Below are 21,671 nucleotides of genomic sequence, written 5' to 3' on the forward strand. Positions count from 1 at the left end.
CCCGGTTTCCTTAAGTGTATGAATAGTTCAAAAAATAACTGTTCATAAATGAATAATTAATAAAGTTAACTATTTACGCATTATACTCCATGGTTAGGAAAAGTCAATGAATAAATGTTGAAAAAAAGGCTATCCCAAAGCTGCTAACACTTGGAATAGCCCATTTGTTATTTAATAAATTAATCGTCACTACCTAAAATACCAAAGATTCTTAGGATATCGATAAATAGGTTAATAAAATCCAGATAGAGATTTAAGGCCATTAACGGGACTTCCTCTGCACTTATCCCATAATGCTTCATCCTGTTAAAATCAAATAATACATAGCCACTAAATACGAGTACTCCAATAAAAGAGTAAGCAAGCATAGCAGTTGAGCTTAACGGCCAGAAAATATTAAAAATGGCGATAGCAACTAATGCAAGAAGAGCAGCCATTAACATGCCACCTAAGAAGGATAAATCCCTTTTCGTTGTCGTCGCATATACTGCTAGACCAGTGAAAACGACAGTGGTTGTGCCTAAGGCCATTAACACTAAATTAGCGCCAATTGTTGCTAAATAGTGGGCGATTATTGGATAAGTAGTCATACCAGAAATAAAAGTAAAGGCATAGACAAATCCATAGGAAATTGCTTTTTTACGCCTTAGGAAAAAGGCTCCGATTAACATAACGAATTCTAGAATCACTAGGGGCAAAAATAATGATTGCGGAATAAAAACACCTGCCATAGTTCCTATAAAGGCAATGGCTAATGAAAAGGCAAATGTCTTAAGAACAGAAGGCATGTACCGATTAGTAGTCTGAGAATACATAAATCTTTCACCTCGGGTAAAATGTTTCCTAATTATACGTATTGACGAAAAAGAAGGTTTCAATTTTCCTCAGGTACAATTTGCCTTTTTAATAAATCTCGTATTTCGGTAAGTAATTCTTCCTGACGCTCCATCTTTGCTTCTTGTGGGCTTTCCACTTTCCCCTTGAATCGATTAATTATGCGAACAAAAATAAAAAGGGATACTGCAATTATCAAAAAGTCAACAACTGTTTGTAGAAACATCCCATATTTTAATAATGCATCACCTAATGGGTATTCTAATTTCTTAAAGTTTATTCCGCCAAGTAGCAAACCAATGAATGGCATAATCACATCATTAACAAGAGATGAAACTATTTTTCCGAAAGCTCCACCGATGATTACACCAATCGCAAGATCGATTACATTTCCTTTTAAAGCAAATTTTTTAAACTCCTGCCACATACACAATCCTCCTGATTTATATCCTCCAATTTGTTTGAAGGATTATTATAATGGTTAGGCTATGCGATTTATTAAAAAAATAAGCCAGCACAAGGGAAAATGTGCTAGCTTATTTTGGAAAGACTGTCTTAAAACGCCCAATCTCCATTCCTGAAGATAGGTTCTACTTTACCTTCAGGAGTGATACCATCGATATCCATTTTATTTGATCCAATCATAAAATCCACATGTGTGAGGCTTTCGTTTAATCCGTTAGCCGCAAGTTCTTCACTTGTCATTTGTTTTCCACCCTCAATACAGAACGCATAAGCACTACCAATGGCTAAATGATTTGAGGCATTCTCATCAAATAACGTGTTGTAGAAGAGAAGATCTGACTTAGAAATTGGTGAATTATAAGGAACTAATGCAACCTCACCTAAATAATGAGAACCTTCATCTGTATTAACAATTCCTCTTAAAATATCCTCACCTTCAACTGCTTTTACATCAATAATTCGACCATTTTCAAAGGTGATGGAAAATTGATCAATGATATTCCCTGCATAGCTTAAAGGCTTTGTGCTTGAAACCACACCATTTACACCGGTCTTCAATGGAACGGTAAATACTTCTTCAGTAGGCATATTCGCCATAAATTCAAAGCCCTTTTCGTTTACACTACCAGCTCCTACCCATAAATGGTTCTCAGGGAGCTCAATTGTTAGGTCTGTTCCTGGAGCACGATAATGTAATTTTTTATATCGTTTTTCGTTTAAGTATTGTACCTTTTCATGAAGGGTTTGATCATGTTTTTTCCAAGCCTCCACAGGATTATCAGAATCGATACGAGTGGATGTAAAAATAGCCTCCCAAAGCTTCGTCACGCGACTTTCCTTAGGATCATTAGGGAACACTTTATCAGCCCATGCCTCAGATGGAGCAGCGATAACAGTCCAGCTGATTTTGTCAGATTGGATGTATCGACGGTAGGTTTTTAATGCTTGACCAGAAGCCTTTTGAAAATTAGAAATACGCTCAGGATTAACCCCTTTTAACAAATCAGGATTGGATGAATCAACAGCGATAAATGCCGCACCATTTTCAGCTAATTCCTCAATTTCCTTTGCACGCCACTTTGGATATTCAAGAAAAACTTCATCAGGGGCTAAATCGTATCTTGTGCGGGAAACTTGATCATCGCTCCAATTGACAACGACGTCCTTCGCGCCCACCTCATATGCTTTTCTTACTATTAATCTTACTAATTCAGCAGAATCCAGCTTCGTATTAATAACGACCGTTTGCCCTTTTTGAATATTGACACCGACTTTAACTACTAGCTCTGCATACTTTTCTAAATTTTTTTGGAAATTGGTCATTTGTCTATTCTCCTTTTTTGATTCATTAATATTATTTTAGACCTATTATGCAAAAAAAGGAAACTATATCCCTTCTTGATGCAATTTAACCACACGAAATTATATGGCTTGTCTTCTGAGATGCCCAGATTTTCTTTTTTCATAGAATGTAAACATAAACGCGTAAAATAAAGCACTTAAAATAGCTAATGAGCATAAGAAGATAAAGGTCCAATTGTATCCAATCCATGCTGTCATTGGGATGGCCACTGGGGCAATCGTCCTTCCAATAGTCCATCTTAAACTTGCTGCAGCAAAGTATTGACCGCGCATATGTTCAGGTGAGATTTCGGAAATAAAGCTTTGTTGGAGCCCAACGGAAGAAAGCTCGCCAAATGTATAAACAACCATTGCGAAAATAAGTCCCCAAATCCAATGAGTTTGGCCAAAAAGAATCATGGAGATGCCATAGGATATAGATGAAAGAATAAAGACATTTTTCTCTTTATAATTGGACATCCACTTGGTCACAATGACTGTAAAGAGAGCTACAAGTAGACCGTTTTCAGCAAGAATAATCCCGAAGGCCTGTTCCCCTTGAATAGAGAAAGACCAGTCCCCAACTGATAAAAGGGTTTGATTATGAACAAATTCATCTAAATAAACAGGTAATAAGAGGTCTAATTGTGCGCTAGTTTGACAAGCAAAGATTCCTCCAAGGATAAATAGTAGAAATACTTTATCGCGGAAGATAATTTTGTAGTCTCTAAATTGCTGAATAATGTTTTCGTACCATAATAAGTTCTTTTCGACTGAATGATTGATGTGTGGTGCCGTTTCGCGGGTCCATTTTGATAGGGCAAGAGAAAGAACAATACATAATAAACCAGCAATGAGTAATAATTCAAAAAGATAGTTATCATAAAAGATGGCTCCGAGAATTGGTCCAACCACGACAGCAATATTAATAGCGGTATAAAAGACAGCGAAGACGCTGCTCCGTTCCTTTTCATCCACCACATCCGCAACCATGGCCTGGCTAGCTGGCCAATAAATCGACCCAAAAAAGCCTACTAGAGCAAAGCTTATAAAGGCAATGCTTGGAGAAAAGAGCCAAGGGGAGTTCCCAATAGCAAATAAGAAGAAACAAATACCTTGACCTAATGAGGATAGCACCATCATTTTTTTTCGGCCAAAACGATCTGCACAATATCCACCAATAAGATTGGCGAATACTGATAATAGCTGTGACACAATAAGTAAAATTCCTGCCTTTCCTTTTCCAAATGCTTCTGCAAAAAAGATGGTTAAGAAGGGAAAGAACATCCAATAGGTAATATTCATAGCTCCTTCGCCAATTAAGCGAATTTTTAAATTACGATCCCAATTTTTTATCTTCATGATGACTCCTCGCTTAAATTCGAATAACGTTATCATACTATTCAGAAGAAAGATAATTCAAGTTAGTAGTTTAAAAGGGAAAAGGATTTTTTGTGAAATTTAGTATTTTGTGAAATTATTTTTAGGAGAATGTGGGTTCACTTTTTCTTTTTTGATTGTTTCGGAGGAAGTTCACGATTTATGTGTGTATTTGTTAGTGGGGATGGTGGGGCACGGTAGGCTATTGCTCATTGAAGGTTCTTGAAAAGCCTTATCGCGGATAAAATGGAAATTTCCGCGGATATATGGAAAAAATCGCGGATATATCTTGAAAATCGCGGATATATTCAGGGAATCGCGGATAAATGGTAATAATCGCGGATATCCGATTTTTTTGGCCTTACTCATTTACATTTTAATCACCAGTTCCAGGCAGCATAGCAAAAAAATCAACAATATGCTGGAACAAAGTCAAAAAGATAGCAAATCAAAGACGTATGGCTCATCAAAAATCTTCTTCTCCTATGATTTTGGATATTCCAATAAAGGGATGGAGAGTTTGAAAACTAAAGAGGTAATTTACTCCAACTGTCAAAGTACAAGGATAACTTTTACCAGATATAATCAATGAAATTAGCCTAATGGTAAAAAGTTGCTTGTTTGAGATTTTGGGTTTAAGGAGTTTAAAATATTCTGACCCTTTACCCGAACTCATGCAGCCTAACAACTCTCTTTTTTTAAAAAAGGGTCTACTCATGTTTCAAACATAAACTATGTTATATTAAACATACAAAAAAGATAAAGGAGATAAGAAAGTATGGCAAAAAGCCTGGTTTTAGCTGAAAAACCTTCAGTGGCAAGAGATATTGCAAAGGTATTAAAATGTACCAAAAAAGGGAATGGATTTTTAGAAGGGGATAAATATATTGTGACATGGGCTTTAGGTCACTTAGTAACTTTAGCTGATCCTGAGAGCTATGATGTGAAATATAAGACATGGAAACTGGAAGATTTACCAATGCTTCCTGAACGGTTAAAGTTAACAGTCATTAAACAAACAGGGAAGCAATTTAATGCAGTGAAATCCCAAATGGTACGTGGGGATGTTACAGAGATTATTATTGCAACAGATGCTGGGCGCGAAGGGGAATTAGTTGCCCGTTGGATAATTGAAAAAGCAAAAGTAAAGAAACCCATAAAACGTCTTTGGATTTCTTCTGTTACTGATAAAGCCATTAAAGAAGGATTCAATCATTTAAAGCCAGGAAAAGCTTATGAAAATCTTTATTTTTCTGCTGTAGCTCGTTCAGAGGCAGATTGGTATATTGGACTTAATTCCAGTCGTGCACTTTCTACAAAATATAATGCCCAATTGAATTGTGGACGCGTTCAGACACCAGTTGTAGCAATTATCGCTAAACGAGAAGATGAAATTAAAAATTTCAAACCACAAACATACTACGGAATTGAGGCACAAACAGCGAACGACTTAAAGCTGACATGGCAGGATGCTAAAGGGAATAACAGAAGCTTTGATAAAGATAGAATTGATCAAATTGTAAAGCAGCTTGACCGCAAAAATGCCACGGTCATTGATCTCGACCGCAAACCTAAAAAAACATTTTCACCTGGTCTTTATGACTTAACAGAGCTACAACGTGATGCGAATAAGATCTTTGGATACTCTGCTAAAGAAACATTAAACATCATGCAAAAACTGTATGAGCAGCACAAAGTATTAACCTATCCTCGTACAGATTCACGCTACCTCTCGTCAGACATCGTAGGAACTCTTCCAGAACGTCTGAAGGCTTGTGGGGTAGGGGATTATCGAACACTAGTAAATAAGGTGCTTAAAAAACCAATTAAGGCTTCTAAATCATTTGTAGATGATAGCAAAGTAAGTGATCACCATGCAATCATCCCAACCGAAGGATATGTGAACTTCTCAGCCTTCACAGATAAAGAAAGAAAAATTTATGACTTAGTCATAAAACGATTCCTGGCTGTTCTATTCCCTGCGTTTGAATACGAGCAGTTAACACTTCGTGCGAAAATAGGAAATGAAAACTTCGTTGCTCGCGGAAAAACAATCGTTAATGCCGGATGGAAAGAGGTTTATGAGAACCAATTTGATGACGAGGAATCAACTAATGATGTAAAAGAACAAATCTTGCCTCGTATTGAAAAGGGAGAAACATTAAACGTTAAACTAACTACACAAACATCTGGGCAAACAAAGCCACCAGCACGTTTTACAGAAGCGACATTGTTATCGGCAATGGAAAATCCTACAAAGTATATGGAGACGCAAAATAAACAGCTTGCAGACACATTAAAATCGACTGGCGGCCTAGGAACTGTTGCAACTCGTGCTGATATAATTGATAAGATATTTAATTCCTTTTTAATTGAAAAACGTGGAAAAGAGATCCACATCACATCGAAAGGCCGACAATTATTAGACTTAGTTCCTGAAGAGTTACGATCACCATTAACAACAGCTGAATGGGAACAAAAATTGGAGTTAATTGCAAAAGGAAAACTAAAAAAAGAAGTATTTATTAATGAAATGAAGAAACACACAAAAGACATTGTTGCTGAAATTAAAGCAAGTGATAAAAGATATAAGCACGACAATATTTCTACAAAAAAATGTCCAGATTGCGGCAAACCAATGCTTGAGGTAAACGGAAAAAAAGGCAAATTGCTTGTCTGTCAGGACCGTGAATGCGGACATCGTAAAAATGTCTCACGAGTTACAAACGCGCGTTGTCCACAATGTCATAAAAAATTAGAGCTTAGAGGTGAAGGTGAGGGTCAAATCTTCACATGTAAATGCGGTTATCGTGAAAAACTATCTACCTTCCAAGCACGTCGAAAAAAAGAATCAAAGGGAAAAGTAGATAAACGTACGGTACAGAAGTATTTGAAAAATCAAAATAAGGTTGAAGAACCTTTAAATAATGCACTTGCTGAGGCGCTAAAAGGATTGAAATTTGATTAAAGTTTATAGAAAATGACTTGTTGCTTTGAAATAGGGATTTAATAAGAATACCAACAAACTAATATTTTATGATAAATAAAAAGAATCCATTTTGAAAAAAGAATGAACAAAATGGATTCTTATCTATCAGAGTATTTATTGAAGCAACTTCAAGTTACATGGAATGCTTCACTAAATCCTGATGTCGATAAACAATAGTAAAAAGAAGACACCCACATAGCAGTAGTAATGAACTTGTCATAATAAATACGGCTGGAAAACCAAAGTACCCAGAAACGAAACCTCCTAATAATGGACCAATCATATTACCAAAAAATCTTAAGCTTGTGTTATACCCGATAATCTCCCCTTGCATACTAATAGGGGCCTCTTGGCGGAGGTAGGCAATTTGAACAGGGACAATTCCTCCGAGAGCAATTCCTAGAATAAAGCGAATAATCACAAGCTGCCATAGATTGTTGACAATTGCACCTGGCAAATAGGCAATTCCAGCAACAAAGAGGAGAATAATTAAGACCTTAACATAACCATGCTTGTCAGCGACTTCTCCCCATTTGCGGGACATCAATAAATTTCCTAGTCCTGCGACGGAAAAGGCAATTCCAGAGTAAAAAGCAATATTCACCTTCCCGTGTAATTCAGTTACATAAAGCGAAAGGATAGGCTGAATACTGAAGTGAGCAATTTGAATAAGTGCTGAAATAAGTAAAGCTGTTAATAATACTGGATTACTGATAATATGCTTGATTAGCTCCTTGCTGGAATGTATAGATCTTGAGCTTTGTTTTTCATGTAAACGATATTCTTTCGTAAGCATAACAAGAAGGGCAGAAATCAATATCGAAATGGAAGTCCATTTAAATGTTGTTGAATAGCCCACTGCATCGGCTAATACCCCTCCAAGGATTGGTCCTAGAAGGGCTCCTGTAATTGTACCAGTTTGCAACGTTCCAAGAACTCGACCGGCCATATGCTTTGGTGTTTGAGTTGAAATGTAGGCCTGCGACATGGAGATAAACCCTGCGAAAAAACCCATAAAAAAACGAAGAATAAATAGCTGCCACACACTATGAACAAATCCTATTAAGAAGATTGATAGCGCCATACCGAGTCCTGAAGCAATAAGAATCCTCTTCCGACCATATCGATCACCAATTTTCCCCCAAATTGGTGAAAAAATAAATGCGGAAACAAAGGTGACTCCGAAGGTTAATCCTGCCCAATGCTGAACGTACTTTTCTGAAAAATGGCCAAATGTTTGGATGTATAAGGATATGAAAGGGAGCACCATTGTCATGCTTGAATTAACAAAGAAATTTGCAAACCACATGATAAATAAATTCCGCCGAGCATTTTCAAGCTGATTCATTGCTAAACACTTCTTTCGAAAAACATTTCGTATTCCTAAATATTTATATTATTAACATAACACTATAAAGCAAATTCTTCATTAAAAGAAACAAAATGAATCACATTTTTTAATATTTTGTATGCCCAAGAATGAGGAGCTCTTATTTATTTGATTTATTTTTATGGCTGTTTTCTCAAAATTGTGATGATAAATAAGTAGAGAGTACTGGCTTAGCAGCCTGAATACACGTAGACTCCTGTGGGAATGCGAGAAAGGTGAGACCCCCGAGGAGCGTAGCGACGAGGAGGCTCACCGCTCGCCCACGGAAAGCGGAGTGTATTCAGGCTGCGGTTATAAAAGCAACAATCTATACGAAAACAGCCATTTTTATAAATAGTGGAAAGATAATGAATAGATTGGGTTAGGTGGGATTAATGTGGAAAAACAACAAATAGCAGATGTCTTTGACAATATGGGCTATCATTATTTTCGGGAAAAGTTTGCATTTAAGCTCTGGTTAAACGGTATTTTGGAAGGGGAGGATGAAGAGTTATTAGTTTCCTTCTTAGAAGCCTTTCAGTTTGAAGATGAGGATTCCTTTCTATTTGATGAGTTTATGTACTTTTTAAGGATATACAAAAAGATCCATTGTCCAGCTGAAATGCCATATTTTCATTAATATTCTGCTGTTTTATTTAAAAAGAGCCAGATTGGACTGCCTCTTTTCCAATTTGGTTTTAATAGAGGCAAACTAATAGTGACTATCTCTTTTATCGTAAATCCTTTACAAATACAGCGGTTCCCGTTGCTACACATATCATCATTCCTTCACGCAAGGTTTCAAAGTCTAAATCGGCTCCAATGACAGCATTAGCCCCAAGACTCCTGGCTTTATCCACCATTTCACGGATGGCGATTTCTCGGCCTTCCGATAACTTATTTTCATAGGCACCACTTCTACCGCCAATGATATCTGTCACACTTGCCATGAAGTCTCTAAGTACGTTTGCCCCCATTATTGCCTCTCCAGAAACAATCCCAAGATAGCGTTCGATTTCCTTGCCTTGTAAAGTTGAAGTAGTAGTAATAACCATTATTAAGCCTCCAAATCTAATAGAGTGATTTACTTCAGGGGAATTTGAAAAGGGTCCAACTACTATTTTTGTAAAGAACGAGGGGGGTGCACAATAAGTTGTCAGGCACTAACCCCTAATTTAAAACGAATGAGAATCGAATTATTCGTCTTCTTCAATCCGATTTTTAAATGCTTCCTGAGTAACTAATAATTCCTCATCTTCCTGAGCCTCAGTTGTATGTCTTTCAACTAGAGTGTTTTCAGGGAAGTTCCCAGGATGCCCTTTTTTCTTATGGTTTAAGTGTTTGCCACGTCCCATTTTGCCACGCTCCTTTCTCAGGCTTATTTTTACAAAAAAGTCATGCATTTATGTGTTTAAAAGTATTTCAATTTTCAAAAGGGGAAAAACTTTCACCAGCTCAAACATAATAAATAATAATATAGAGGAGATTAATGGTATATCTAGCTCCCTTAATAAAAAAATCGAACACTTTACCATATAATTTTATCTTTAGAAGAATGCCCGAATTAATTAAATGGGCATTTTTCTATTTTCTCAAAGGCAGTTGGGTGAAAATGGACAATAAACCAAAATAATATTCGTATAACCTCTTCATTTTTAAGGGGTTTTTGTCGAAATAAATAATAGAAAGTCTATAAATCATTGAAAACTATTTTACTATTAGACTATTATTAAGAAATGGGAAGTACTTTAAAACATTGAAAACAAGACAGGTGACAATATATGGATAAAACATCGATTATTGGGATTATTTTAGCACTTATAGGAATTGGTTATGGAATGTTTTTAAAAGGGGTAAGTCCAACAGTTGTAGTTACGAATCCAGCGGCTATTCTGATCATTCTTGCGGGGACTGCTGCAGCTGTATCAATCGCTTTTCCGACAAATGAAATTAAAAAGGTTCCAAAGCTGATATCAATTGTATTTAAAGAACAAAAGTTAATGCCGCCAACAGAACTAATCAAAATGTTCTCAGATTGGGCTCAGCTTGCTAGAAAAGAAGGTCTACTAGCCTTAGAAGTGAAAACAAATGAAATTGAAGATGAGTTTCTAAAAAATGGTTTATCTCTTGCTGTCGACGGGCAAAGCGCAGATTATATTCGAGATGTGCTTACAGAAGAAATTGATGCAATGGAGGAAAGACATCAGACTGGGGCATTAATTTTTTCTCAAGCAGGAACCTATGCACCAACTCTAGGAGTACTCGGAGCCGTAGTAGGTTTAATAGCGGCACTAGGAAATATGGCCGATACGGATACATTGGGTCACGCAATTAGTGCAGCTTTCGTCGCGACATTTCTCGGGATTTTAACAGGGTATGTGCTATGGCATCCATTTGCCAATAAATTAAAAAGAAAGTCAAAGCAAGAAGCAAAAATTAAACATATGATGATTGAAGGGATCTTGTCCATTCTTGAAGGGGAAGCACCACGGGTCATTGAGCAGAAGCTTGCTTCCTATTTACCTGCTGGTGAAAGGAAAAAATTCCTTGAAGAAGGCGAAGTGAAGAAGGATGAGTAAAAAAAGGAAAAAGAAAGGGAATCATGATGAACATATGGGGGAGGATTGGCTTCTTCCATATGCTGACCTTCTAACATTATTGTTAGCCCTTTTTATTGTATTATTTGCATCTAGCTCGGTAGATGCCCAAAAGTTTCAGTCACTTTCCTCAGCCTTTAGTCAAGTCTTTTCATCAGGAACAGGAATTATGAATTTTCCAAGCCCTATGCCTGAGAAGGATGCACAATCCTATGATCCAGAGACAGACAAAGGTGAAAATGAATATAAAGAGGATGAAGATAATAAAAATAAGCTACAACAGTCTGAGCGAGAGCAATTAGCCGTTGTACAACATAAGGTCCAACAGTATATCAAAGAAAATAACTTAGAAAATAAACTCGATACCTCTCTTTCAGGTGAAGGTTTATTAGTAACAATTAGAAGTAATGTATTGTTTAAATCAGGTAGTGCTGATGTTAGAAAGCAAGATGTTAAGATAGCAAAGGAAATTTCAGCCCTTTTGGTCATGGACCTTCCGCGTAGTGTAATCATTAGTGGACACACTGATAATATACCTATTAGTAACTCTAAGTATGAATCAAACTGGGAACTTAGCGTAATGCGTGCAGTTAATTTCATGAAAATTATACTAGATAACGATAAGTTGGATCCGAAGCTTTTTAGTGCAAAGGGCTTTGGAGAATTTCAACCAATTGCTTCTAATAAAACAGAAAAGGGTCGTGCTAAAAATAGGCGTGTAGAAATCCTGATTTTACCAAAGGGAACTCAAAATCAACCTTAAAAAGGCAGATTATCCAAATCCAATGCGTTTTGAATTCATTTAGGAAATGATCAAACACTTTGGAGGATAATCTGTTTTTTTGTATGTTAAATTAGGAAAGAGATACAAAACAAAATCATTTTCTAGTCATGGAAATTTGATATTATTTGGAATTGAACCTAGTAAGGCAGGGAATGAATAAACTTAAAATTTAAAATCGGTCAATTTCATCCCATCGTATGGGTTTTATTAATTCTTGGTTTTGCTTAAGTAAGTGGACCTGTTTTGTGAAGATGTAATGACTGTGGTACCGATTAATAAAAATGCATAAAAAAGAGGGTGACTGTGTCAGCCCCTTTTGTTAAGTATTTATGGGAGCGCTTACAACGAGCTTACTCAACCTCTTGTTTTGTTTCATTAGGTTTACACATCCGATCAAGCATGAAACCTGCGAATACAATGAAACAGATAGGTACGGCAAAATTTAAGATATGAAAGAATGTCATTTTAACAACCCTCCAATCAAATAAACTAAAAATTTCCAGAAGGAATCTTGTTACTATTATATTTGATTGGTCACAAAATTGACAAATATTTTTCAAAAAATATTCAAAAATATATATTGACAAATAAAAAAACGCATAATTTACTGCCTTTTGAATATTAATGGAAAAAAGGAGGAGAAAGTATAAGAAATTGCTGAGAATTATTTAATACACAATATTCAATAATGATATTTACACCTGAATTAGTAGGGAATTCAAAGAAAACAAAAAATGATAAATTTATACTTATAAGCTTTTTTTTGTGTAGACTTTTGGCAGAGTTTGTTAGAAAATATCATTTAATTATTAATTTTTGTTGACAAATATTTACACCTTTTTTGAGAAAAAAGAATTATTCTATAGAAACAGTAATAAATAATGTGTGCTATTAGTCTCAGAAAAAGGCAAACTAATTGAAAAATTAGGGCGCAAAGTCACAGATCTAAGGGAAGGTTGATGACCCTTCTAGGATGGCTGGATTGCCTGGAATACTGAATGTATTTTGGGGAGGATAAGAAAAGATGAATACATATTATGATGAGTTGGACAATGAATGGATAGAAATGATATTAGAAGCAAAAAAAATAGGAATGAACAAAGAAGATATACTCACCTTTTTAAGACAAGAAGTCGAAGAGGGTCCAGACATTGAAAAACCTTGAATTCAAATAAAATAAGGAGGTTCTTACAAATATTTATAAGAATACTCCTTATTATTAGTATAAGTTCAGATTATTGGTTATTCTTTATTTTCCACTTATTAAATTCCAGGTACTCGCGGAATTGTTCTTTTGATACCCCGGATTGCATAGCTTCCTTTACAATATTTAACCATTCAGAATCCAAATCTTCTTTATCCGGTTGTTCATGAATGATTTGATCAACTGGTACTTTTAAGACCATTGCAATTTTTTCAAGAAACTGAATAGATGGATTGGTTTGAAGGTTTCTCTCAAGCGAACTTAGATACGATTTTGCTACTCCAGCTTGATCAGCTAATTCTGTTATTGATAATTTCTTTTGAAGACGTAGTTTTTTAACTCTTTCACCAATCATTCGGTCCCCACACCCTATTATTATATATATTAACAAAATGATTATATCAAATATGAAAAAGATGTTCCATATTTCGAACAATTCATTTTAAGGCTGAATTATCATTTACGCGATGGTATTTTTTAAAATCGAAGGTAAAAATTGGATTGAAAATGTACAAGCCTTTTGTCTATACCTCTGAAATAATGTAGTTAGTGAAATTCTTTATACAATTTTTTTGATAAACCTCTTCATCAACGATAATATATATTATGAGAGATACGAAATTAGTAATTAAATGAAGGAAAGGCAGGATCAAAATGATTGTATTAAAGTCTGAACGTGAAATAGAAAAAATGAAAGAGGCTGGAGAACTTTTAGCAGCTTGTCATAGAGAAATTGCAAAAATGATTAAGCCGGGAATTACAACATGGGAAATTGATCAGTTTGTTGATCAATTTTTAGAGAAAAATGGTGCTACCCCCGAACAGAAGGGCTACAACGGGTATCAATATGCAACCTGTGCTAGCATTAACGATGAAATTTGCCACGGATTTCCCCGTAAGCAGCCTTTGAAGGACGGAGATATCGTTACCATTGATATGGTTGTTAACTTAAATGGCGCCCTAGCCGATTCAGCTTGGACCTATGCCGTTGGGGAGGTCTCAGATGAATCAAGGAAATTATTGGAGGTTACGAAGGAAGCTCTTTATAAAGGAATTGAGCAGGCGCAGATAGGCAATAGAATTGGTGATATCGGACATGCCATCCAAACCTATGTTGAAGGGGAAGGGTTCTCTGTGGTAAGAGATTTTATTGGTCATGGTATTGGTGCAGTCATCCACGAAAAGCCAGATGTTCCGCATTATGGTCTTCCAGGAAAGGGTCCAAGAATTAAGGAAGGAATGGTCTTCACGATTGAACCAATGGTCAACGTAGGGAGATATCAATCAAAAATGGATAATAACGGTTGGACTGCGAGAACCATTGATGGAAAAAATTCTGCTCAATACGAACATACCATTGCGATTACAAAAGATGGTCCAGTTATCTTAACAGAACAATAATAAAGTATAATCACTATATAGTGATTAAGTAATACGTTAATAATAAAGGTTTAGGTGAACTACGCTAGTTTTTTTTACCAATTTCTTTGCTTGTTTAATAATGAGGGATCGCATATGAGATTAATTAGTATTGAGGAATATAGTCCAAAGCTTATGCAGCTAGCAAGACCGGTTTTTGATAAGCATAGAAGGGTCCTTCTGGCTGCGGGTCGACGGATTCATCCCATTTATTTAAAAAAATTAGAGGCAATGGATATTCGATATTTATTTGTTGAAGATGCTGTTTCTTTTGGTATATCTATGGAAGAGATGGTGGACGTACCAACGTGGATGGATTCTATTGAGGTAATGAGGGAAGCTTTAAAAAATGTTTCCACAAAAGAGGAGTTTCCATTAAGAGAGCTGCAAAGGCTTGTAGTCAAGCTAGTTGATGAGGTTGGGAAGAGAAAGGCCTTGTTTCTTATCCCTTCGAGTTCGCTCCCCGAGGAGCTACGGATGTATGCCCATGCGGTCAATGTAACCTTATTATCCTTACAGCTTGCAAAAAAAATGAATATTTCACAGTTGCAATTGAAGGAATTAGCATTGGGAACTCTTTTGCATGATATTGGAAAATTGTTAACAAATGATGAGGAGGATCATCCCCGAGTTGGTTTTGACTTTTTACGAAAAATACGGGAAGTTAATTTGTTATCTGCCCATGTATGCTTTCAGCACCATGAAGCCATAAATGGGAGTGGCAGGCCAAGAGGTTTAGAAGGGGAACAAATACATCTATTTGCACAAATTTGTGCCATCGCAAATGTATATGAAAATGCTATTTCCAAGGAGGGAATGCCACCACATGAAGCGATGGAGTACATCATGACGAAAAGTGGAACACTCTTTTCACCAGATTTGGTAAATCAATTTGTCCAAGGGGTTCCTTTATATATACCTGGAACCGGAGTTATTTTAAACAATAATCGAAAAGCCATCGTTACAAAAATAATAGATAATCTTCAGAGACCTTATATCCGTTACCTTGATTCCGGCGAAGAAATATCACTTGCCAATCATCATACATTGTTAGTTTCTAAAGTGATAGATCGAGGAATGGATTTATTTAGTTTGGAAAGTTAATCGGGAGGGCTATTCCAAAAGCAAGGTGCAAGACACCTTCACTTTTGGGATAGCCCCTTTATTATGTAAAAACTAAAGCTTTCTTAAATTTCCAAGCTCTTCTGCTAATGCCTGCATTTCATTTGGACTAAATGAATTCTTTTTCATAACAAGCTCGTATATTTCCTTTAATTCATCATACATATTCTCATCAAAGTGGGAAGGCTTAATTGCCCCAAGATTAAGAACCTTTAATTTCTCTTTTATTTTCTCAATCATAAACTCCACATTTTCTGACGATTTCTCAGTTAAATTCATCCCGTCACCCTTTCTTTTCAATGGTTTAATCTTTCCATGTTCATAATTAAAAGTCAATGATAAGATGGAGAACAAAAGGTATAATTTTTTTACCTAAGTATATGCGTACTATGTTATTTATAGACACTCAAAGATAAAATCAAAATCACTGTTGCATGATGAATATGTAATCGAAGAAAATGTTTGTAAGGAGGAATACATATATGAAGGTTAAGGTATTATTTGTTTGCTTAGGAAATATATGCCGATCCCCGATGGCAGAGGCTATGTTCCGTGATTTGGTGATGAAGGAAGGTTTCAATCAAGTAATCCATGTTGATTCTGCAGGTACGGGAAATTGGCATATTGGTCAGCCCCCTCATGAAGGAACAAGAAAAATATTAAAGAAATATTTAATCGACGGTTCCGACCTGTTTGCCCGTCAAATTCAGAAAAAGGATTTAAATGAATTTGACTATATTATTGCAATGGATTCCGAAAATGTAAAAAATATTAAAGCTATGATGGACAAGCCAATAACAGAGACTAAGGTCTTGAGATTGCTTGATTATGTCCATCATATCAAGGTAAAGGATGTTCCAGATCCTTACTTTACAGGTAATTTTGAAGAGGTGTATGAACTCGTTGAGCAAGGCTGTAAACAGCTTTTAGAGGAGATAAAGAATAAATATAGGCTTGATAAAAGGGAGGTTGACTTATAATGAAAGATGAAAGTAAAAGGTTTTTTCGAGGAGTATTTTTTGGAGCAATGGTTGGAGGGGCAATCACTTTACTTGATAAAGAAACGAGAAGTACGGTTGTAGGGAATGTGAAACGTGCAGGAAGTAATATGGCCTATTACATAAAGAATCCAAATGTGGTTGTAGACCAAGTAAAGGATACAATAAACCAAATAAAATCAACGATAGAACAGGTGAGTGATGATGTATCCTTCATCGCTGAAAAGGTAGAGGAATTAAAGGAAATGACCCCTGCAGTGACAGAAATTGTTAAAGATACTCAAGAGGCTTTTCATCATACTAGTGATGACATTGAAACTGAAACTGAAAACAAACCTTTTTAATAAATATTGGTGATAAAAGAGAAAATAAATAAATAGGAGAACTGAGACCGAAATGGTAGTTCTTCATATTCTTTTATCAAAAGAGGTGATGGAATGAGTAAAAGCATATTAGTCTCTTTTCCAAGAATTCTAAAACAAATTTTAGAAGACGATGTTTTTGGATTAGCAGCCCAATTAGCTTACTTCTTTCTATTATCTCTATTTCCGCTTTTGATTTTTTTGTTTACCCTTATTTCTTATTTGCCTATAACTGAAACTCATTTATTAGGGTTTATACAGGATTTCGCCCCAGGTGAGACGATTCAGCTTATAGAGACGAATATAGAGGATATTATGAGCGGGAGAAATGGAAAGCTGTTGTCCTTAGGGATTATCGGAACAATTTGGTCAGGTTCTAATGGAATTAACGCAATCGTTCGAGCCTTCAATAAGGCATATAATGTCCAAGAGACGAGGTCTTTTCTCTTAGCCAGAGGAATGTCAATCTTACTTACATTAGCCATGCTTTTTGTCTTTATTGTCGTTTTATTATTGCCTGTGTTTGGAAGAAAGATTGGCATCTTTATTTTTTCAGAATTGGGCCTATCAAGTGAATTTCTTGTCATTTGGAATACCTTAAGGTGGGTTGTCAGCTCCCTTATTTTATTAATCGTTTTTCTATGCCTATACTGGATAGCCCCTAATAAAAAAATCAAATGCTTGAGCGTTCTTCCCGGTGCGATTTTTGCTACAGTAGGTTGGGTGCTGGCGTCCTTAGGATTTTCCTATTATGTCGGAAATTTTGGCAATTATTCAGCTATGTATGGAAGTATTGGGGCAATCATTGTGCTTTTGGTATGGTTTTATATTACAGGTGTGATTATCATCTTAGGTGGAGAAATAAACGGTTTCTCAAGCAGGCTAAAGGATGAAAGTTGTAATTAAAATAATCTCTAAATGTTTCCTCTGATAAAAAGGAATGGCCCCGAAAATAATATGGGTTGTGGAGACTTTTTGATTTAGGATAAATGGGACTCCATACATGTGGCAAGTTTTTTCTGGCTGCAAACTATATTGTTATGAAGGAGACAAACCATATGGGTAAAGGGAATACAAAGCAAAAAGGTAATAAGAGCAATCCTAAAAAGAAAACCTCCGGATCACAAAATGGATCTAACGGATATCACTAGATAATAAAAAAAGGCTGTCATAGGTGCCTAGCACCTTAAAGACAGCCTTTAATAATTATCTTGACCGTAATAATCTTAAGCTATTTAAGATAACTAAGATGGTACTACCTTCATGTCCAATAACACCTAAAGGAAGCTCGAGAAACTGCAAGAAATTGGATGAGATTAAAAGCATAATCACGGATATGGAAAAAACAATATTTTGTTTAACGATTCGATTCATTCTTTTTGATAGATGAATGGCTTCCGCAATCTTTGGTAGGTCATTTTTCATAAGCACAATATCTGCGGTTTCTAATGCAACATCTGTACCTTCGCCCATGGCAATTCCTATATTTGCAGTAGCGAGAGCGGGGGCATCGTTAATTCCATCTCCCACCATTGCCACTGTATTAAACTTGTTTTTTAGGTTTTTAAGTTCCTCTACCTTTTTTTCTGGAAGGCATTCAGCAACATAATCATCGACATGGGATTCAGCGGCAATCGCCTTTGCTGTTTTTTGACTATCCCCTGTAAGCATAATGGTATAAATACCTTTTTCTTTTAACTGGTCAATCGCAAGCTTTGTTTCCTCTCTGACAACGTCCTTTAAGGCGATTAAAGCAATAATATGATTATCCTTCTTTAGAAATACAATCGTTTTTCCTTCACTAGCTAATTCCTTTGCCTGACCATTCGCAAAGATCTCTGCTTCTTCAACCCCAACAAAACCAGCCTTTCCTACCAACCATTCACTATTATTAAAGAAGGCCTTCACACCCCAGCCAGGGACATCCTCAATACTCTCTGGATCAAAGAGTTCACAATGAAGTTCATTTTTAGCAAATTGAACAATCGCCTGTGCTAATGGATGGTTTGAATGGCTTTCAATTGAAGCAATTACTCTAAGTATCTCCTCATTGGAAAATTCCTCGTGAATTAATACATTTGTTACTGTCGGTTTCCCTTTGGTTAAGGTTCCAGTTTTGTCAAAAGCAATAGCCTTTAGGTTGCTTAGATTTTCTAGGTGAACTCCACCTTTAAATAGAATCCCATGTTTAGCACCGTTTGAAATAGCTGAGAGTGTTGCTGGCATGATGGAAGCAACAAGGGCACAGGGTGAAGCAACAACTAGAAGAATCATTGCTCGATAAAAGGTTTCATTCCAACTCCATTCCAACAAAAAGTGTGGGAGAAACATCATCACAAGGACAATCGATAGGATTACCTTCACATAGGTTCCCTCAAAGCGTTCAATAAATAATTGAGAAGGTGATTTTTCACTTTGTGCGGACTGTACAAGTTGAATGATTTTCTGGAAAAGGGTCTCATTACTTGGTTTCGTGATTTCAACCGTAATCGAGCCAGTTAAGTTTACCGTACCAGCAAATATTTCTTCTTGAGAAAATTTTGAAACAGGAATGGCTTCACCAGTAATAGCCGATTCATCAAGAGTGGTTTGCCCTTTGATAATTTTTCCATCAGAAGGGACTCTTTCTCCAGGCTTTATTAATATAAGATCTCCAACGACTAACTCTGATACATGAACACGTTCCTCATTTCCCGCATTAACCCGTAAAGCTTCCTCTGGCTGAAGTTCCATTAAGGAGGAGAGCTCCTTATGACTTTTATTCATCGTGTAGGTTTCCAAAGCTCCACTAACGGCAAAAATAAAAATTAACATCGCTCCTTCAGTCCAGTAACCGATGATTGCAGAACCAATGGCGGCCATAATCATGAGCATCTCAACATTGAGCTCTTTCTTTTCAATTGTGTCTATTATCCCTTCCTTTGCCTTGGCAAATCCCCCGATTACATAGGCAAGTATATAGGAGGCGATCGACCATTCAATTATGTTGAACCGATGTAATAGCCACCCAAATGTGATTAATATACCGCAGATGATTGCGGCAATTAATTCAGAATAAGGTTTAATATTCTGAAGAAAACGGGTGTTTTTTTCAGTAACCTTAACGTTATCTAATATTTTGGCCTCTTCTAGCATAATAAGGCCCCCCTTTGTTTGTTTGAAAATTGAGAAAAATAATCATCGTCATTCCCCCTAAAAATGACGAAAGCTGTCATCAATAAAGATGACAGCAGGAAAGCAAGAAAAGACTATTTGTAAAGGATAAACGAATCAATGTTACCTATATTTTACCACACACTTAAAATTGCTAAAAGAGGTTGTTAACAAAATTACCACATTTTTTTTGCAAACGGTAATAAAGGAATGGCTGGAATATTTTTGTCTAAAATGTTCTTTTCCCATTTAAGAAATAGGTTGTTTTGACTGATAGGGTGCCTTTTTACTTGAATAAACCAAGGCGGTAAATATTAAAAATAATACCGTGCTAATGATATGGAAGAAACTAATATTATCAAAGTATTGAATGAATAGTCCGCCGATAAAAGGGCCAACTAAACTACCGATGCTAAAAAACATTCCGCATAATAAATTTCCTGTTGGTAGTAGTTCTTTTGGAGTTAAATCTGCCATAAACGAAATCCCAAGAGAAAAAGTAGATCCAACCAAGCATCCTGCAAAGAAAAAGCAAGTAAGTAAGCCGAAAGTAGACGATTCCAAAAAGCTGGCTGCTACAAAGGTAAGAAATCCCAAAAAAATGACGAAGATCAGAATGTTTCTTCGGCCATATTTATCGCTAAGCATACCTAGTGGAAGTTGTGTAATGATACTTCCAATGGCAAAAGCTGATAGCATAACCGATATATTGTTTACTTCTATCCCATTCCTAAGAGCATAGACAGGAAAGCTTCCGTTTAATGAAGCTTCAAGCAGGCCATAACCCATAGGAGGAAGAAAGGCCACCCAAGCATATTTCCAAGCCTCGGAAAATCTTTTCGCCGTTTGCATAAAGGAATCCTCTTTAACCTCCTGATGAGGAAATTCATTTTTTAAAATAAAGAGAAATAACCATCCAATCATACAAAAAATAGAAGAAATGATAAATGGTAAGGCAGGATTGGTATTAACTAAAGGGGTCATTAGTGGTCCCGCAGCAAATCCCATTCCAAAAAATAGTCCATACAAGGATATGTTTCGTCCGAGCTTATGCATGGGTGAAAAAGAGGTAATCCAGGTTTGTGCTGCAAAATGCAGAGAGTGATCACCTATCCCGATCATTAACCGTAAAACAAACCAAAACCAAAAAGACTCCCAAAGCGGAAATAATCCTAAAGACAGGAATACTATAAGCCCCCCAACAATCAAGATAGGCTTATAACCGTACTTTCTCAAAGGAAGCTCCATAAAAGGGGAGATTAATATAATCCCAAGATATAGTCCAGCAGCATTTAGTCCATTGAGTGAGGAGGATAATCCATTATGTTCAAAGATAATTGCGATACAAGGAAGAAGCATCCCCTGGCTAAACCCAGAAATAGCCACAATACTTACCAAAATCCAAAAACGAAGTTGACTGTTATTCATTTGTTAAATCCTCATTTATATTCAAAATTTCATTTCTTCTATCATACCTATTTTTATTGAACAATGAAACAGATTTGTTTTTAATGGAAATGGCAAGTTTCCCTTAATAAAGAAATAGAGTATAATCCCCTATAAAGGCATTCGAGGTAAGATTTGCCACGGGAGTAAGCTTAGGGGAAAATTTATATGTAGGGGATTTGTAGTGGACAATCGTTTATGCACACAT

At 36.1% G+C, this 21,671-nt stretch carries 21 protein-coding genes and 1 riboswitch; of the genes, 10 read left to right on the top strand and 11 right to left on the bottom strand.

From position 1 onward, the window contains the following. Positions 1–179: 179 nt before the first annotated feature. The 4 genes from BQ6100_RS01580 to BQ6100_RS01595 all read right to left on the bottom strand — a co-directional run bounded on the left by BQ6100_RS01580 (position 180) and on the right by BQ6100_RS01595 (position 4,002). On the bottom strand, positions 180–815 hold the full coding sequence (locus BQ6100_RS01580) for a Bax inhibitor-1/YccA family protein (RefSeq protein WP_075980081.1): 636 nt from the start codon (positions 813–815) through the stop codon (positions 180–182). Positions 816–874: 59 nt separating this feature from the next. Further along, on the bottom strand, positions 875–1,261 hold the full coding sequence (mscL, locus tag BQ6100_RS01585) for a large conductance mechanosensitive channel protein MscL (protein WP_075980082.1): 387 nt from the start codon (positions 1,259–1,261) through the stop codon (positions 875–877). Between the two features lie 128 nt (positions 1,262–1,389). Further along, positions 1,390–2,622, bottom strand: coding sequence for an aminopeptidase (locus BQ6100_RS01590; RefSeq protein ID WP_075980083.1), 1,233 nt, complete (start codon positions 2,620–2,622; stop codon positions 1,390–1,392). A gap of 99 nt (positions 2,623–2,721) precedes the next feature. After that, positions 2,722–4,002: an MDR family MFS transporter gene (locus BQ6100_RS01595; protein ID WP_075980084.1), complete on the bottom strand. Its 1,281-nt coding sequence runs from the start codon at positions 4,000–4,002 to the stop codon at positions 2,722–2,724. A gap of 796 nt (positions 4,003–4,798) precedes the next feature. Between BQ6100_RS01595 and BQ6100_RS01600 the strand changes: the two genes are divergently transcribed. Next, the gene (locus BQ6100_RS01600; RefSeq protein WP_075980085.1) at positions 4,799–6,988 is read left to right on the top strand and encodes a DNA topoisomerase III; all 2,190 of its coding nucleotides are present in this window, start codon (positions 4,799–4,801) and stop codon (positions 6,986–6,988) included. A 154-nt stretch (positions 6,989–7,142) separates the two neighbouring features. On the opposite strand, the gene BQ6100_RS01605 is transcribed toward BQ6100_RS01600, so the two are convergent. Further along, positions 7,143–8,357 (bottom strand): MFS transporter, encoded by a 1,215-nt coding sequence (locus BQ6100_RS01605; RefSeq protein WP_075980086.1) that lies wholly within the window; start codon positions 8,355–8,357, stop codon positions 7,143–7,145. 418 nt (positions 8,358–8,775) lie between these two features. On the opposite strand from BQ6100_RS01605, the gene BQ6100_RS01610 reads away from it, so the two are divergent. Continuing rightward, the gene (locus BQ6100_RS01610; protein WP_075980087.1) at positions 8,776–9,018 is read left to right on the top strand and encodes a hypothetical protein; all 243 of its coding nucleotides are present in this window, start codon (positions 8,776–8,778) and stop codon (positions 9,016–9,018) included. A gap of 91 nt (positions 9,019–9,109) precedes the next feature. Here BQ6100_RS01610 and BQ6100_RS01615 read toward each other — a convergent pair whose 3' ends face one another. Beyond that, on the bottom strand, positions 9,110–9,433 hold the full coding sequence (locus BQ6100_RS01615; RefSeq protein ID WP_075980088.1) for a YbjQ family protein: 324 nt from the start codon (positions 9,431–9,433) through the stop codon (positions 9,110–9,112). A gap of 141 nt (positions 9,434–9,574) precedes the next feature. After that, positions 9,575–9,733, bottom strand: a complete 159-nt coding sequence (locus BQ6100_RS21395) for a hypothetical protein (RefSeq protein ID WP_173719801.1) — start codon at positions 9,731–9,733, stop codon at positions 9,575–9,577. A gap of 426 nt (positions 9,734–10,159) precedes the next feature. On the opposite strand from BQ6100_RS21395, the gene motA reads away from it, so the two are divergent. The 3 genes from motA (at position 10,160) to sinI (ending at position 12,924) form a co-directional block, all read left to right on the top strand. After that, the gene (gene motA, locus BQ6100_RS01620) at positions 10,160–10,957 is read left to right on the top strand and encodes a flagellar motor stator protein MotA (protein ID WP_075980089.1); all 798 of its coding nucleotides are present in this window, start codon (positions 10,160–10,162) and stop codon (positions 10,955–10,957) included. Next, complete coding sequence (gene motB / locus BQ6100_RS01625; protein ID WP_075980090.1) at positions 10,950–11,738, top strand: flagellar motor protein MotB; 789 nt, start codon at positions 10,950–10,952, stop codon at positions 11,736–11,738. The genes motA and motB overlap by 8 nt, the downstream gene beginning before the upstream one ends. A gap of 917 nt (positions 11,739–12,655) precedes the next feature. After that, a riboswitch (cyclic di-GMP riboswitch) is annotated at positions 12,656–12,749 on the top strand. Positions 12,750–12,783: 34 nt separating this feature from the next. Then, on the top strand, positions 12,784–12,924 hold the full coding sequence (sinI, locus tag BQ6100_RS01630; protein WP_084780173.1) for a DNA-binding anti-repressor SinI: 141 nt from the start codon (positions 12,784–12,786) through the stop codon (positions 12,922–12,924). Positions 12,925–12,994: 70 nt separating this feature from the next. Here the strand turns inward: sinI and BQ6100_RS01635 are convergent, their stop codons facing one another. Continuing rightward, positions 12,995–13,318 carry a helix-turn-helix domain-containing protein gene (locus BQ6100_RS01635; RefSeq protein WP_075980091.1) on the bottom strand — a complete coding sequence of 108 codons (324 nt, stop codon included), beginning with the start codon at positions 13,316–13,318 and terminating at the stop codon, positions 12,995–12,997. Positions 13,319–13,617: 299 nt separating this feature from the next. Between BQ6100_RS01635 and map the strand changes: the two genes are divergently transcribed. Together map and BQ6100_RS01645 are read left to right on the top strand one after the other, a co-directional pair. Beyond that, positions 13,618–14,364 carry a type I methionyl aminopeptidase gene (map, locus tag BQ6100_RS01640; RefSeq protein WP_075980092.1) on the top strand — a complete coding sequence of 249 codons (747 nt, stop codon included), beginning with the start codon at positions 13,618–13,620 and terminating at the stop codon, positions 14,362–14,364. Between the two features lie 114 nt (positions 14,365–14,478). Then, the gene (locus tag BQ6100_RS01645) at positions 14,479–15,486 is read left to right on the top strand and encodes an HD-GYP domain-containing protein (RefSeq protein WP_075980093.1); all 1,008 of its coding nucleotides are present in this window, start codon (positions 14,479–14,481) and stop codon (positions 15,484–15,486) included. A 72-nt stretch (positions 15,487–15,558) separates the two neighbouring features. On the opposite strand, the gene BQ6100_RS01650 is transcribed toward BQ6100_RS01645, so the two are convergent. Further along, on the bottom strand, positions 15,559–15,783 hold the full coding sequence (locus BQ6100_RS01650; RefSeq protein ID WP_075980094.1) for a DUF1128 domain-containing protein: 225 nt from the start codon (positions 15,781–15,783) through the stop codon (positions 15,559–15,561). A gap of 203 nt (positions 15,784–15,986) precedes the next feature. Here BQ6100_RS01650 and BQ6100_RS01655 point away from each other — a divergent pair, with 203 nt between their 5' ends. The 3 genes from BQ6100_RS01655 to BQ6100_RS01665 all read left to right on the top strand — a co-directional run bounded on the left by BQ6100_RS01655 (position 15,987) and on the right by BQ6100_RS01665 (position 17,770). Then, a complete protein-coding gene (locus BQ6100_RS01655; protein WP_075980095.1) occupies positions 15,987–16,484 on the top strand; it encodes a low molecular weight protein-tyrosine-phosphatase in 498 nt (165 codons plus the stop codon). Continuing rightward, a complete protein-coding gene (locus BQ6100_RS01660) occupies positions 16,484–16,846 on the top strand; it encodes a YtxH domain-containing protein (protein ID WP_075980096.1) in 363 nt (120 codons plus the stop codon). The genes BQ6100_RS01655 and BQ6100_RS01660 overlap by 1 nt, the downstream gene beginning before the upstream one ends. A 93-nt stretch (positions 16,847–16,939) precedes the next feature. After that, positions 16,940–17,770: a YihY/virulence factor BrkB family protein gene (locus BQ6100_RS01665; protein WP_075980097.1), complete on the top strand. Its 831-nt coding sequence runs from the start codon at positions 16,940–16,942 to the stop codon at positions 17,768–17,770. A 300-nt stretch (positions 17,771–18,070) separates the two neighbouring features. On the opposite strand, the gene BQ6100_RS01670 is transcribed toward BQ6100_RS01665, so the two are convergent. Together BQ6100_RS01670 and BQ6100_RS01675 are read right to left on the bottom strand one after the other, a co-directional pair. Continuing rightward, positions 18,071–19,999 carry a heavy metal translocating P-type ATPase gene (locus tag BQ6100_RS01670; RefSeq protein ID WP_075980098.1) on the bottom strand — a complete coding sequence of 643 codons (1,929 nt, stop codon included), beginning with the start codon at positions 19,997–19,999 and terminating at the stop codon, positions 18,071–18,073. Between the two features lie 267 nt (positions 20,000–20,266). After that, positions 20,267–21,445, bottom strand: a complete 1,179-nt coding sequence (locus BQ6100_RS01675) for an MFS transporter (RefSeq protein ID WP_075980099.1) — start codon at positions 21,443–21,445, stop codon at positions 20,267–20,269. Between the last annotated feature and the right edge of the window lie 226 nt (positions 21,446–21,671).

The organism is Bacillus massilinigeriensis, assembly GCF_900117315.1.
Classification (GTDB): Bacteria; Bacillota; Bacilli; order Bacillales; family Cytobacillaceae; genus Bacillus_BE; species Bacillus_BE massilionigeriensis.

Coding starts and splice junctions, on each gene's coding strand:
- BQ6100_RS01580 (WP_075980081.1), bottom strand. CDS start 815: ATGTATTCTCAGACTACTAATCGGTACATGCCTTCTGTTCTTAAGACA.
- mscL (WP_075980082.1), bottom strand. CDS start 1,261: ATGTGGCAGGAGTTTAAAAAATTTGCTTTAAAAGGAAATGTAATCGAT.
- BQ6100_RS01590 (WP_075980083.1), bottom strand. CDS start 2,622: ATGACCAATTTCCAAAAAAATTTAGAAAAGTATGCAGAGCTAGTAGTT.
- BQ6100_RS01595 (WP_075980084.1), bottom strand. CDS start 4,002: ATGAAGATAAAAAATTGGGATCGTAATTTAAAAATTCGCTTAATTGGC.
- BQ6100_RS01600 (WP_075980085.1), top strand. CDS start 4,799: ATGGCAAAAAGCCTGGTTTTAGCTGAAAAACCTTCAGTGGCAAGAGAT.
- BQ6100_RS01605 (WP_075980086.1), bottom strand. CDS start 8,357: ATGAATCAGCTTGAAAATGCTCGGCGGAATTTATTTATCATGTGGTTT.
- BQ6100_RS01615 (WP_075980088.1), bottom strand. CDS start 9,433: ATGGTTATTACTACTACTTCAACTTTACAAGGCAAGGAAATCGAACGC.
- BQ6100_RS21395 (WP_173719801.1), bottom strand. CDS start 9,733: ATGGGACGTGGCAAACACTTAAACCATAAGAAAAAAGGGCATCCTGGG.
- motA (WP_075980089.1), top strand. CDS start 10,160: ATGGATAAAACATCGATTATTGGGATTATTTTAGCACTTATAGGAATT.
- motB (WP_075980090.1), top strand. CDS start 10,950: ATGAGTAAAAAAAGGAAAAAGAAAGGGAATCATGATGAACATATGGGG.
- sinI (WP_084780173.1), top strand. CDS start 12,784: ATGAATACATATTATGATGAGTTGGACAATGAATGGATAGAAATGATA.
- BQ6100_RS01635 (WP_075980091.1), bottom strand. CDS start 13,318: ATGATTGGTGAAAGAGTTAAAAAACTACGTCTTCAAAAGAAATTATCA.
- map (WP_075980092.1), top strand. CDS start 13,618: ATGATTGTATTAAAGTCTGAACGTGAAATAGAAAAAATGAAAGAGGCT.
- BQ6100_RS01645 (WP_075980093.1), top strand. CDS start 14,479: ATGAGATTAATTAGTATTGAGGAATATAGTCCAAAGCTTATGCAGCTA.
- BQ6100_RS01650 (WP_075980094.1), bottom strand. CDS start 15,783: ATGAATTTAACTGAGAAATCGTCAGAAAATGTGGAGTTTATGATTGAG.
- BQ6100_RS01655 (WP_075980095.1), top strand. CDS start 15,987: ATGAAGGTTAAGGTATTATTTGTTTGCTTAGGAAATATATGCCGATCC.
- BQ6100_RS01660 (WP_075980096.1), top strand. CDS start 16,484: ATGAAAGATGAAAGTAAAAGGTTTTTTCGAGGAGTATTTTTTGGAGCA.
- BQ6100_RS01665 (WP_075980097.1), top strand. CDS start 16,940: ATGAGTAAAAGCATATTAGTCTCTTTTCCAAGAATTCTAAAACAAATT.
- BQ6100_RS01670 (WP_075980098.1), bottom strand. CDS start 19,999: ATGCTAGAAGAGGCCAAAATATTAGATAACGTTAAGGTTACTGAAAAA.
- BQ6100_RS01675 (WP_075980099.1), bottom strand. CDS start 21,445: ATGAATAACAGTCAACTTCGTTTTTGGATTTTGGTAAGTATTGTGGCT.